The sequence below is a fragment of the Paenisporosarcina sp. HGH0030 genome (genome assembly GCF_000411295.1).
Taxonomy (GTDB): Bacteria; Bacillota; Bacilli; order Bacillales_A; family Planococcaceae; genus Paenisporosarcina.
In genome coordinates this window covers 1538029-1551931 of the sequence record NZ_KE150421.1, presented here as the reverse complement: position 1 = coordinate 1551931, position 13903 = coordinate 1538029, and the positions used below count along the sequence as shown (strand labels likewise).

9 protein-coding genes and 1 pseudogene are annotated in these 13903 nt (G+C 39.7%); 6 read left to right on the top strand and 4 right to left on the bottom strand.

Features of this window, described 5'->3' with window-relative positions:
- Positions 1-20: 20 nt before the first annotated feature.
- Complete coding sequence (locus HMPREF1210_RS07670; RefSeq protein ID WP_016428077.1) at positions 21-917, bottom strand: accessory Sec system S-layer assembly protein; 897 nt, start codon at positions 915-917, stop codon at positions 21-23.
- Entirely contained in the window at positions 917-3277 is a 2361-nt protein-coding gene (gene secA2, locus HMPREF1210_RS07665) for an accessory Sec system translocase SecA2 (protein WP_016428076.1), read from the bottom strand. The genes HMPREF1210_RS07670 and secA2 overlap by 1 nt, the downstream gene beginning before the upstream one ends.
- A gap of 249 nt (positions 3278-3526) precedes the next feature.
- On the opposite strand from secA2, the gene HMPREF1210_RS07660 reads away from it, so the two are divergent.
- The gene (locus HMPREF1210_RS07660) at positions 3527-4567 is read left to right on the top strand and encodes a glycosyltransferase family 4 protein (protein WP_016428075.1); all 1041 of its coding nucleotides are present in this window, start codon (positions 3527-3529) and stop codon (positions 4565-4567) included.
- A 161-nt stretch (positions 4568-4728) separates the two neighbouring features.
- On the opposite strand, the gene HMPREF1210_RS07655 is transcribed toward HMPREF1210_RS07660, so the two are convergent.
- Positions 4729-5790, bottom strand: a complete 1062-nt coding sequence (locus tag HMPREF1210_RS07655) for an LCP family protein (RefSeq protein ID WP_016428074.1) — start codon at positions 5788-5790, stop codon at positions 4729-4731.
- 202 nt (positions 5791-5992) lie between these two features.
- Positions 5993-6625 carry a YigZ family protein gene (locus HMPREF1210_RS07650; RefSeq protein ID WP_016428073.1) on the bottom strand — a complete coding sequence of 211 codons (633 nt, stop codon included), beginning with the start codon at positions 6623-6625 and terminating at the stop codon, positions 5993-5995.
- A gap of 178 nt (positions 6626-6803) precedes the next feature.
- Here HMPREF1210_RS07650 and HMPREF1210_RS07645 point away from each other — a divergent pair, with 178 nt between their 5' ends.
- From HMPREF1210_RS07645 to HMPREF1210_RS18390, 5 genes and pseudogenes are all read left to right on the top strand, one after another.
- The gene (locus tag HMPREF1210_RS07645; protein ID WP_016428072.1) at positions 6804-7958 is read left to right on the top strand and encodes a sensor histidine kinase; all 1155 of its coding nucleotides are present in this window, start codon (positions 6804-6806) and stop codon (positions 7956-7958) included.
- A gap of 29 nt (positions 7959-7987) precedes the next feature.
- Positions 7988-8662: a response regulator transcription factor gene (locus HMPREF1210_RS07640; protein ID WP_016428071.1), complete on the top strand. Its 675-nt coding sequence runs from the start codon at positions 7988-7990 to the stop codon at positions 8660-8662.
- Positions 8663-9123: 461 nt separating this feature from the next.
- A pseudogene (locus tag HMPREF1210_RS18395) lies at positions 9124-9375 on the top strand (DDE-type integrase/transposase/recombinase); the annotation flags it as partial.
- Between the two features lie 363 nt (positions 9376-9738).
- Positions 9739-12897, top strand: coding sequence for a S8 family serine peptidase (locus HMPREF1210_RS07625; protein ID WP_231391066.1), 3159 nt, complete (start codon positions 9739-9741; stop codon positions 12895-12897).
- A gap of 369 nt (positions 12898-13266) precedes the next feature.
- On the top strand, positions 13267-13524 hold the full coding sequence (locus HMPREF1210_RS18390; RefSeq protein WP_016428067.1) for a hypothetical protein: 258 nt from the start codon (positions 13267-13269) through the stop codon (positions 13522-13524).
- The last annotated feature ends 379 nt before the right edge of the window (positions 13525-13903 follow it).

The window sequence follows — 13903 nt, the reverse complement described above, 5'->3', positions numbered from 1 at the left end:
TGAGAATAGATAAATCGCTTTTAAGCGCTCTGAGGCACTCTGACGGTCCATTTAGACATGTCAGAATCTTTATTGATGACCATTTCCTTAGGGAACAAGAAGGTCCAGGGTTTAGAAGTATTTGCATTAACCTTAAGTTGATCAATCGTAAATGCGCCTTGTGCCACAATTTTGCCATTCGCATCGAGCACTTCCAGTGGAAGTTGCTCTAATGTGATTTGCTGGGAGTGCCCATTTCTAATAAACAGGGAGACCGCAAGAGTACCATCTGGCTGAACTTTTGCCTGGAATCCACTGAAGTTTACTTCTCTGTCATGAAGTTTAGGCAGGGAATCAACAATTTTCTTTAAGCCATCTTTTTGTTCGTCGCTTAGAGCTTCTTCCCAAGCTGCGTCCAATTCGATCTTGTGTGGTACCAACGATTGAACGTTGAAAGCTAAACGCCAACCATCCTTAGGAAGTTCTCCTTTTAAAGTCGGCTGTTCAAAAACAAATACCCAAGGTCGTGCACTGGTTGCAGGCAATTCACCTAGTTCCGCAAGATTGAATTCTTTTGCTGCCACCACTTGTTCATTTTGATCGATCAGCACGAGCTCAGCTGTATTCAATGTAATGGGAGTGGCCAATGATGTCCGTAAAAATGCTTTAACCAACCAAGCTTGTGTATTGTCGTCTTGCTCAATATCGATGCCTGATAAAGAAATTTGATTTGGTTTTAATGATTCAAGCTCATTCGAAAGGAAGCTGAATACATATTGTTGTTCTTTCGGTACATCCCAAGCAGGATGAAGGGACAATGCTGTAGTGACTTCTTCCGACTGAGCACTCGGTTCAGTGCCATTAACTAACTCTGTTGACTCAACGGTACTATCAGCACCCGTTTTTTCGGTCTTCTTGAAAATCGAAAAAATGCCCATTAAATCGTCTCCTCTCGAGTTGAAATAATTTTCATAAAGTTGATAATCTCAGTTGCGATTGAACGGCGTAGCTCCTGGTAATGCATTTCAAAAAGCTCCAGACCTTCATTTTGGTAAATGCGCATTGGGTCTTCTTGTTGATATGCACGTAAACCGATGCCCTCTTTCAATCGTGTCATCGCCTCTAAATGTCGTACCCATGTTGAATCCAAGTAGGCAAGCATCACTTGTGGAATGGTATTCATAACCTCAGGCTGCTCAGAGAAAGTGGACATGTAATCTTTCAATTCATTTACTGCCGGCTGAAGTTGTTTAATAATATCTTTCACTTTAGAAACAGAACGATTCAATGTAACAGGTGCTAGAAGAATTTGATTCATCGTTTGTTCGATTTGGTCGAAATTCCAGTGTGCAGAAAGTTCGTCTTCTGAGCAACTTTCCCCTACAACAAACTCGACTGTTTCATCCAACATTTTGTGTAATTGATCAATCAAATCATTTCTTTCAAGCACTTTGTCTCTTAAGGTATAAATGACTTTTCGTTGTTCATTGATGACATCATCCAATTTAAGGTTGTACTCACGCATGGAGAAATGAGATCCTTCGACAATACGCTGTGTACGTTCCGTCAGTTCATGAACATCTTTACCAAGGACAAGACCTATGCTATCAGTTTTCACTTTTTTATTGAATTTCTCTAGATCATCTTTTGCAAAACGTTTGAACATATCATCCTCGAGGGAAATAAAGAATTGAGACTCACCTGGATCGCCTTGGCGTCCAGAGCGACCGCGTAATTGATTATCAATTCGACGATTTTCATGCTTTTCAGTTCCGAGGACAAATAGTCCGCCTACATCAGAAACACCATCACCCAGTTCGATATCAGTTCCTCGACCAGCCATGTTAGTGGCAACGGTAATTTGGTTTAATTGACCAGCTTGTGAAATCAAGAATACTTCCTGCTCCACGCTTTTTGCATTCAACAGTTGGAATTCCAAGTCTAGTTGTTTTAAATATTTCGCTACTTCTTCTGATTGCAAAATAGAAGTAGTTCCGACTAAAACAGGTTGTCCAGTTGTGTGACGGGCTTTTACTTCCTTGGCAACAGCTGTATATTTCTGCTCAATCGTTTCATAGACTTGATCCGTTTCATCTTTACGAATGCGTGGGCGGTTTGTCGGAATTTGCAGAACTTGCATTCCATATACTTCAAGGAATTCTTTTTCCTGCGTTTTTGCCGTACCCGTCATCCCGCAAAGTAGGGGATACATCCGGAAATAGTTTTGAATGGTGATTTGGGCTTGGGCTTTATTTTCTTCCGTAATCGTAACGCCTTCTTTAGCTTCAATTGCTTGATGTAATCCATCAGACAATGTACGGCCATCCATGATTCGTCCAGTAAACATATCGACTAAGAAGATTTTATCTTCTTTAACGATATAATCAACATCGCGTTCAAACATTACATGAGCACGAACTGCCTGAATGACATAATGGAACAAAGTCTGATGCTCCAAATCATAAAGATTATCAATGCCAAAAGCCGCTTCCACTTTTTCGATTCCGGTTTCAGTTAATGATGTTGCTTTCGTTTCATCATCGAAATCGTAGTCACGCTCTATGATAAATCGTTTAGCCAAACGAGCTGCAATCATATGTAAATCTGCATCAGCTGACATTTTGCCGGCCACAATCAACGGTGTTTTGGCTTCGTCAACCAATACGCTATCCACTTCATCTATAATGGCAAAATGGTAAGGGCGTTGGACTTTTTGGGAAAGGTCAGGTGCCATATTATCACGCAAATAATCAAAACCAAACTCTGTTCCCACACCGTACGTAATGTCCGCATTGTAGGCTTCTTGTTTCATGGCCGGTTGCATCAATGGCAGATTGATGCCGACTGTCAATCCTAAAAAGCGATGGATCTGTCCGATTTGTTCAAAGTCACGATTCGCTAAATATTCATTTACCGTTATGACATGAACGCCTTTCCCTTCAAGTGCGCGCACGTAAGAAGGCAGGGATGCAACGAGTGTTTTACCTTCTCCGGTTGGCATTTCGGCAATATTGCCTTCAGTCAATACTAGACCTCCAATTAACTGGACATCGAAGTGACGCATATTTAGGACGCGTTTCGAAGCTTCACGAACAACAGCAAAAGCATCTGGAATAATGGCCTGAATTTTTTCGCCATTTTCAATTCGTTTTTTGAACACTTGAGTGGCTTCTCTTAATTCATCATCTGATTTTTGAGAATATGTATCTTCCAGGTTATTAATTTGATCTACTAATTTACGATATTTCTTTAATTGGCGTTCGCTAGTTTCTGTTGACCGTTTAAAAAGGGAAATCATAATTTTTACGCTCCTTTTATTTCTATACACCTACTTATTTTAACAAAAAATTGAAGGAAATACTATGAAACATATAATCACTTCGGACGTCTAATAGGATGAAAGTGTTTTATTTGACAAGTTAATGGTTATATTCATAGGAAGAAACATTCATTTTTACGAATACTGTTTACCATCATCGGTTTCATGCTATAATACTTATGGATTTATATGTATAAACGATTATGTAATAACTTGAGGAGGAAAGACATGCTCTACCTATCTTTGGTTTTGGCATTTGTCGCTTCGATACTACTAACACCAGTGGTGAAGGCAATCGCGTTTAAGGTGGGCGCCGTCGACCGACCTAATTATAGAAAAGTTCACGCACGTATAATGCCACGTTTAGGTGGATTAGCCATATTTGGTTCATTTTTAATTGGTTACTTTGTGCTACACCCGGAAGATCCAACTGCACTTTATATTATTTTAGGTGCTTTTATGATCATTATTACAGGTGTACTTGATGATATGTTTGAAATAACGGCAAAAGCAAAATTGCTTGGACAATTCATTGCGGCAGGAATCGTCATTTATGGCGGATTGGAAATTGATTTCATTAACTTACCTTTTGGTGGGGAATTGGATTTTGGTTACTTCAGTATCCCATTAACGATTTTATGGATTGTCGGAATCACCAATGCAATCAATTTGATTGATGGTCTTGATGGATTGGCTGCAGGAGTATCCACAATCGCATTAATCACACTTGCAGGAATGGCATTTATGATGGGTAACATGTTCGTGTTTGCAATGGCTGCACTACTTGCAGCGAGTTCTGCCGGATTCTTATTCTACAATTTCCACCCTGCGAAAATTTTCATGGGTGATACAGGGGCTTTGTTCCTTGGATATATGATTGGTGTACTTGCATTGCTTGGTTTCAAAAATGTTACGGTGATTTCGTTGATTATCCCGATTATTATGTTGGGTGTTCCGATTTCCGATACATTTTTCGCCATCGTGCGACGCGTGCGTTTGAAACAGCCGCTCTCAGCACCAGATAAATCTCATTTACATCACTGCCTATTGAATGTAGGATTTACTCACAGTCAAACTGTTCTTATCATTTATGCACTGGCATCGATGTTTGGTCTGGCAGCTTTGATTTTCTCACAAGCAACGTTGTGGGGGGCAATCTTATTAATCGCCGTTATGTTAGTAGCTATCGAATTGTTCGTAGAAGCAGTTGGCTTGGCTGGCAAGAACTATAAACCATTAATCAACTTTGTCCGAATGATCGGCAAATGATGTTAACCTCATGCGAAACTCGCATGAGGTTTTTTTATGGTTTGATAGGGAAGAGATAAACATATTGACTAGTTCAAGCACATACAAATTGCCATTAGATGAAAGATGTCGCTTTAAGCAAAAAAAATCCCGACACTGTTTGAAGTGTCGAGATTTTAAAGTTATTCATTATTGTCTAAATCGTCTTCTTTTGCAAACTCAGTTGAGTCTGTTTCAGAACCACTATCGGAGTAACTGGATGCATCAGGATTTAAGCCCAAATGGCTTTTTAGCACATCTTGCGTTTCATTTAATGATTCTTCATCCAATAACCAGTAATAAACGCCAGTCGACATGTCGTCTGAACCTTCAAGCGACAGTGTGTCAACTTGAGGAGCACCATCTTTGATATAGGCAATGAATGATTTCATTTCGCTAAACGTCATATCTGTTTTCATGTTATCTCCAACAGCATCAATTACATCGCCATACTTTGTAAAGGATGAAGCAGAAGATGCTTTCTTCATAATTGCACTTAATATTTCTTGTTGGCGTTTGCCACGTTCAATATCATTATCCAGTTTACGGGTACGGGCCAAAGCTAGGGCTTCGCGGCCGTCTAATTTCTGATAGCCTTCTTTTAATTGTATGGAGTATATGTCATTTTCATCTTTTTCAAGTCGATCATAAGGAACATGTGCATAAATGCCATCTAGTGCATCTACAACATCGATGAATGCATTAAAGTTCATTCGAACATAATAATCCACAGGTACATCGAGTAATTCTTCAACAGTTTCTATGGAAGCTTTCGTGCCGCCATAAGCAAGGGCATGAGTTATTTTATCTTTGTGTCCCACTTCAGGGATGTATACAAGTGAGTCACGTGGAATGCTGACTAATTTTACGGTTTTATCTTTGTTATTAAGTGTTGCAAGCATTAATGCATCTGAACGGCTGTTGCCTTCACCTTGACCGCGTGCTTCACTATCATCAACGCCAATGAAAAGAATGGATACATTATCTTCAAGGGGTTTAACAGCTTCTTCACGTAATTCTGAGCCTGCGCGATCATGAATTGCTTCATAAGAGTTGTCTGCAGCTGATTCTGCCTTTTTAGCTAAATAAATTCCGTAAGCGGTTAAGCTAATCAGGAGGGACGCAACAAGCATAGCTGAAATTTTTAGTATTAATGACTTTTTCGAGGTACCGCTTCTTGTCGTTTTATGTTGTTTTCGATTCATTTTTAATCTCCTCTGGGTAGGGTTCGACCCTACTACTCAATAAGACGTCCCAAGTTAGGTCATTGTTTCGTCTCTAGCTACAGCACTCCTCATTATACAATGCTTTACCTATACCGTAAAAGGAAATGTTTTTTACATTTTCTTTAAAATCATTACATCTGTTAAATATTACTTGCTATATAAACGGAATAAAGGCCCGAATTTAGGTGTCAAATTCAAGGAATTTAGAAGATTGTTGCGCGATTTTAGCTTGCCCATTCGTCATTTCTGTTATCCATTCAACAAATGTCTCTTCTGTTGATACAGGCACGTAGAGAAATATTTCAACAGTATCTGCGTAATCTATACGATCGAGTGGATAGGTGGACCCACGCACTTCATTTTCGACTTTACCCAGCCACGTATAATCGACAGAAACTTTCATTAAATGGTGGAGTCGGCGTTCGACAATATGCGCTGCCTGAATTCCTGCGGTAGTAGCTTTTCCATACGCACGAATTAAACCGCCTCCACCTAATTTAATACCGCCAAAGTATCGCGTTACGACAACGACAGTATCCTTTAAGCCTTGTTTCTTTAAAACTTCCAACATCGGAACACCAGCTGTTCCACTTGGTTCCCCGTCATCATTTGCTTTTTGAATGGAGTCATGTTCTCCAATCATGTAAGCTGAACAATTGTGATTCGCTGATTTATGTTGAGATTTTATTTCATCAATAAAGGCTTGAGCCTGTTGTTCCGTCTCAGCTCGGTTTACGTAAGTGAGGAATCGGGATTTTTGAATAATAATTTCTGATTCTCCGAAGCCTTTAACTGTGACATAATCTTTTCTCAAATCTTTCCACTCCTCGCTGACATCTAGTTGTCATCTAATTTTAATATGTTTTTGTGTATATAGTGATATAATAAATGCAGTCATAGCAGGAATAAAGGCATATATGACGTATTATATAGATAGAGAAATGAATGATTAAGCATTCATCAGACAGTTGCTCGAAAAAGGAGAATACCCGATGTCAGGGAAAAAGGTCGATATCAATTCTTTAGATCATATTTTCAGCCAAATGGTTGAAACGATGGACCGCTCCAAAAACGATATTTTCATTATAAGCGAACAAAATCGACAAAGCTTATTACAAATGCAAAAAGAATTGGAAATTGTCCATTCGAAATTAGCTGATGTATTAATAGAAGGTGATTTGCTTGAAGAAGATACCCGTCTTTCAAGAAAGCGGCTCGGCGATGTATCCAAGCATTTTAACACGTTTACGGAAGAACAAGTGCGTGAGGCTTATGAACAAGCAAACGATTTACAAATTAAACTTTCAATTAATCGTACGGAAGATCGCCAACTACGGGAACGTAGAGATGATTTGGAACGTCGTTTAAATGAATTAAACGATGCTATTTTGCATGCCGATCAACTTGTTACACAGGCCAACGTGGTTACCAACTACTTAACATCGGATTTGAAAAATGTTGGACAAGCATTGGAAACCGCGAAATTAAAACAAGATTTCAGTTTGAAAATTATTGAAGCACAAGAAGAAGAACGAAAAAGGCTATCTCGTGAAATACATGACGGTCCCGCCCAAATGATGGCCAATGTTTTAGTTCGATCAGATTTGATTGAACGGACTTATCGTGAAAAAGGTGTTGATCAGGCACTAGTAGAAATTTCAAGTTTAAAATTGATGGTACGAAATGCTCTGTCGGAAGTAAGACGAATTATTTATGACTTGCGACCAATGGCATTGGACGATTTAGGTTTAGTCCCTACCCTCAAAAAATACTTAATGACTATCGAAGAATATAATATGGGGTGCAAAATACACTTCCATTCAAATGGAGAACAGCGTCGACTTTTACCGAATTATGAAGTAGCGCTATTTCGCCTGATTCAGGAATCTGTGACGAATGCGACAAAACATGGCAAATGCCAAACAATTTGGGTAGAAGTTGTATGGAATAAGAACAAAGTAGCCGTTACGGTGAAAGATAACGGAATTGGTTTTGATCAGCGCCTTGTTCGGGATAGTTCATTTGGTTTACTTGGAATGCAAGAACGTGTCGATCTATTAAAAGGTGAAATGGTTGTGAAATCCTCACCTGGCAAAGGAACAACAATGATGTTTCGAATTCCTTTAATTGAGGAAAAAGAGAGATAAGGTCTGCTTATATTTAGGAGGAAATGACGATGACGAAAATTGTAATTATAGACGATCACCAATTATTCCGTGAAGGGGTAAAACGAATTCTAGACTTTGAAGATTCATTTGATGTAATAGCTGAAGGCGATGATGGAAGCGACGCTTTAAATTTGTACGAGCAATATGCACCGGAAGTTATATTAATGGATATCAACATGCCACGTAAAAATGGAGTAGAAGCAACAGGTGAGCTAATGGCGAAATATCCAGAAGCCAAAGTAATCATGTTATCTATCCACGACGATGAATCTTACGTTACGCACGCTCTGAAAACAGGTGCTCTTGGGTACATGTTGAAAGAAATGGATGCTGACGCAATTGTACAAGCCATTAAAGTGGTTGCAGCAGGTGGATCTTACTTACATCCAAAAGTAACACGTAATTTAGTGGCGGAATTCCGTCGTTTAAGTGAACGTGAAAATAAAGGAACGTTCCACCAATCCGAAATTCGACGTCCTTTCCATTTACTAACAAAACGTGAATGTGAAGTTCTTCAATTATTAACAGATGGCCAAAGTAACCGCATGATCGGTGAAACATTGTTCATCTCTGAAAAAACAGTGAAAAATCACGTCTCTAGCATTCTTCAAAAAATGAATGTAAACGACCGTACACAAGCCGTCGTAACAGCTATTAAAAATGGCTGGGTTGAAGTACGCTAAATGACTAATTGGACCCCTCACAAATGTGAGGGGTTTTTTGATTTTTAGTGAGATTCCAATGGGTCGGGTGTGTAGTTTAGTGTTCCAGGTAGACAGAATGGCCATCCAGATTGCACAAAATGAAAATTTGACATGGTATTTTCATGTGAAACTTTGTGAGATTAGACCTTTCAATGCTTTTATTTCTAATATACATATAAACTTTGGTGTAATGATTTATGTATCAAACTGGGCTATTGTGTTTGCTGAAGTTTGAACATTAATGTCTTTAAAGATGACATATAGACATGGGAAATCAATATCCTTTAAAAAATTGTCCACATACGTTTCACCGCTGTACCCAGCATGAATCCGGTTGAAGATTACGATTAGCCAATGGCTTAATCGAATTTCTGCAATAGAGATATGGATAAAATGAAAAATCAATCATTTTAATAGGGAATAGGAACAATCCAATGGAAAAATCAGCCAAGCGCTTCTTGAAAAAAGCCTTGGCTTTTTCGTTTGTTGCCAGACCACGTGTAAAAACAATAGATAAAAATCAGCTTATCCAGGAGCGTTCAAAGTTGAAAAATGAAAACAAAATGCAGGAAACCCTCCAAATAATACAAATAAAATACTTGAACAACATCGTGGAACAGGATCACTGATTCATTAAGAGGAGAGTCCGTCCTATGTTACGGTTCAAGTCTTTTGACACAGCTACATTCATTTCTTTACTTTGCACCAGAACCAGATTTTTTGGACTGGTGCATATTAGTATAGTGCTGAACATCGATAAAATATTGTTATGGTTACCATAATGTTTCGTGATTTTACAAGAATCTCGTAAAATCTTAAAGTTTTAATATAAGCTGTCGCAGCCAAGAACTTGAACTGAAGCAACTTATATTATTTATATTGTTCTGGTGCAAGAACTTCAAAGCACTGTCAATGAATCTCTAAATCTTAGACATACTGATTCTATTACTCTAAAAAAGAGGCATGATCATTATGGGGAATTCCAAATTTTAAGAAAGGAACAGTTGATTATTAGTATTCTGAAAAGTTTATCAAAATTAGAAAGCGGGGATCTTATGAAAATTAATTCATTAATTAAAAAAACAACTGCTATGGCGTTTTCAGCGAGCTTAATAATCTCACCTATTCAATCGGTAGCTTCCGCAGAAGCAATAGCAGAGAGTATTCCTAATTTAGAGAGTGACAAGTTACATTTTAGTGGTTCCGACGAGCAAACCATTACCCTAATTACGGGTGACATCGTCACAATCAAAAAGATTGAAAACGGTAAAAGCGTCATAGACGTGGAACCTGCCGATCCGAACGTAGGCGTACAAATGTATACAATTGGTGAAGATTCGTATGTCATACCAGATTCAGCTATACCTTATCTGGCTGCTGACAAACTGGACCAGGATTTGTTTAATGTAACGCAATTAATAGAGGACGGCTATGATGATAAAAGTCTCTCTTCCCTGCCAGTTATCGTAGAATACACAGAGTCCACAGCGAGCTCCGTCCAAACAGCGAGCGGTGTCCAAACAAAGAAGGAATACACAGAGTCCACATCGAGCGCAGTCCAAACAAAGAAGGCCGATCCAAAAGGAGCAAAAAAGGTTCGTGTGTTAGAAAGTATTAATGGTGCCGCTCTTGCAACATCTAAAAAAGAAGCGGAGACGTTCTGGAATGATATCACACCTGAGGCTTCCCAGAAAGCCAAACCTAACTTTGACCATGGCATTGAAAAGATCTGGCTTGATGGTCGTGTGGAAGCCACATTAGACCAAAGCGTACCTCAGATCGGTGCCCCAACGGCTTGGGAATCTGGTTTTACAGGTAAGGGGGTTAAGGTAGCGGTACTTGATACAGGAATCGATCCTAATCATCCCGATCTTGTAAATCAAATAGCCGAGGCAAAAAGCTTTGTACCTGGAGAAACGGTTGAAGATGGTCATGGGCATGGTACACACGTTGCTTCAACGGTATTAGGGACAGGTGCTGCTTCTGATGGCAAGCACAAAGGAGTTGCTCCTGAAGCACGTTTGCTTGTAGGTAAAGTGTTAGACAACGCAGGACGCGGTTTCGATTCATCGATTATTGACGGTATGGAATGGGCTGCACACAACGCCAAGATTGTAAGCATGAGTTTGGGAGGCGGGCATAGTGACGGAAGAGACCCGATGTCTCAAGCCGTAAATAGACTAAGTGAAGAAACAGGTGCACTATTTGTTATTGCTGCCGGTAACGATGGTTCTGAAGGATCCATCGGTTCACCAGGAGCTGCAGATGCTGCTTTAACGATTGGTGCTGTGGATAAGGCAGACAAAATTGCTCCTTACTCATCAAGAGGACCTCGTCTAGGAGATGGGGGATTGAAACCTGACCTGTCTGCACCAGGTACTGGGATTGTTGCTGCTCGATCTGCACTATCAAGACTAGGAAAAGGATCTTACCTGACTATGACTGGTACATCCATGGCAACCCCACATGTGGCGGGTGCTGCTGCGATCCTTCTGCAGAAGCATCCTGAGTGGAATGGCACTCAGCTAAAAGAAGCGTTGATGAATACCTCTAAAAGATTAGATTACTCGCCTTATCATATCGGTACGGGCCGATTGGATGTACCTGCAGCTCTAAACAGCACTGTTCGTGCAACGGGTTCCCTGTCGTTCGGCTTCATTCAGTGGCCATACGATCATGCGCAGCCTATACAAAAAACAGTCACGTATACAAACGACAGTGACTCCGCTGTCACTCTAGATCTTCAAGCAGAATTTAAGAATACAAAAGGTGATGCTGTACCAAATGGTATGTTAACCATTTCTGAGAGCAAGATCACGGTTCCAGCTAATGGGACAAAGACAATAACAGTTTCAGTAGATCCGAAGCTTGGTAACTGGGGTCGTTATGAGGGGCACCTAACAGCAACTGATTCTGAAGGCAAGCAAGTGGCTCATACTTCAATGGGCATTGAGAAAGAAGATGAGAAGTATCCGCTAACGTTTAACACTAAGGACTTTAATGGAGAGCAAAAAGTTGCGAGAGTCGGAATCGTTGGCGAAAACATGAAACCTACATTTATTGATATATACGGAACAAAAACAATTCGTGTAGCACCTGGTACGTATTCAGCCATGGCTTTCCTAGCAGTTGGCGGTGGTACCGATGATGTTAGTCAAGTATTAGTCGGTAATCCTGAATTCAAGGTAGACGGTCCTCAAACCGTGGAACTTGATGCACGAAATGCAAAAGAAATTTCAGCTGAAGTACCGAAGAAGACAGAATCAAAATTTCGTCGCGTTCAATACCACCGTACCATTGGTGACAATGAAGTGACCGCTGCGTATATGGTTGGTTTTAACGTTAATAAAATATATGCTGTCCCAACAGAGGAAGTTAAGACAGGAGAATTCGAATTTCTGACTCGCTGGCATTTAATAAAACCTCAACTTGAGATCCAGTTTAAAGAAACAGTGTTAGATGATATTCTGGAGTATGGAACTACACCTCTTGAAGGTAAATATAACTTAGAGACGGTTTATGTAGGAAAAGGAACACCAGCTGACTATGAGGGTCTGGACGTAAATGGCAAAGTAGTTGTCGTTGATCGTAGCACGAAACTTAAGCCTTCTGAGTATTTGCCTGAGAGCAAAGCACAGGCCAAAACGGCACTTGACGCTGGTGCAAAACTGATGATTATCGTAAACTATGAAGATACGGAATTCATGCCGATGATTTCAAATGAACCAGGAAATCCAAGAGGCACGAACATCCCACTTACCGTTACTGGAATCAGTAAGAGTAAAGGCGATAAAGTGATTGCAGCAGCACGTTCCGGTAACCTGCACCTGCTTGTTGAAGGTGTACCATATTCACCATATGTATATGATTTGGTGGATGTTCACCAAGGCCAGATTCCAGAGAATTTAAAATATAAACCATCTAACAATGAACTCGTTAAGATCGACACGAGTTACAAATCAGATAGTGGTACAGTTGCTGAAGATGTCCGTTATGATTTACGTCCGTATCAAAATGACGCTTGGGGTATAGCGCATTCAAGCTTACTGCAGTTGCCTTCTGAACGAACAGAGTGGGTTTCAGCAGTGAAAGATACAAGCTGGTCTCACGAAGGCAGAGTAGTAGGATTTCCATACCGTTCATGGCAAGTTCTCCAGCCTTTTGTTACTTATGAAAAAGGACAAAAACTTCAGGAAGACTGGTTTCTACAATAGTTCGTCCGCGTTTGTGTCAAGGCTATTGGACACCTAACCGCCAAGGGAACAATTTACAATTTGATATTCCTGCTTGGGCAGATTCAGGAAATGGCTCTACAGGTCAGGTCACATCTGCGGAATCCGTAAAAAATTTCAAACACTTAAATTGTACCAAGGAAATACTCTTCTTATAGAAGGAAAAGGGCAAACTATTTTATATAAACCAGTCCCAGAAGAAAAAACACAATACCGTCTAGTAAGTGATGCGAAGCGAGACCCGAATCGCTGGAAAAAATCATTAAGTACGCATATAAAATGGACATTCTGGTCTCAAATAGGCCAAACTTTACTCCCATTCTATTCACTGAATATAAGGTTGAGACCGATATGAACGGTAACGCACTTGCGGCACCTTCCACTCCACTCGAACTATCTGTTGCAAAACTTGAAGGTGTAGCAGATTACGGTAAGCTAGAAGGAGCGACATTAGAGGTTTCTTTTAATGAAGGTGAGTCGTGGGAGACTGTGGAACTAGAGCGTACAACCGATAACAAGTGGGTAGCCAAGATCAACAATCCGAAGAATGTCATTACGAGCAGCTGCTTGGGATCATCAAGGAAACAAGATTTCTCAAGAAGTCATTAAGGCTTATGGATTGTAATAAGTTTAATAGCCTATCCATCTATAAATGATGGATAGGCTATTTTTATTGTTTTTTTTAAAGTTCTTTAATAGCTTTATTAGCACTGCATGTTTTACGTAAGCCTCATTATACATTTGACTATAGTCAACCATTTTTATTTTTAATAGTGTACTATATTACGAACTTATTATTTAATACCAATTAGCATGTTATTTATATTACTAATTAAATTGATAAAAAGTGTTCTTTTTTTAGTTTTCTCCCCGTCAACCGAACCCGGTCCAGAATAGGGCGCTGTCTTTTTTATTTATTTTAGTGGTCGGAATAATGATAATGAATAGTAACTGTTCAGTTATTATTACAAGTGACATGATTAACCAA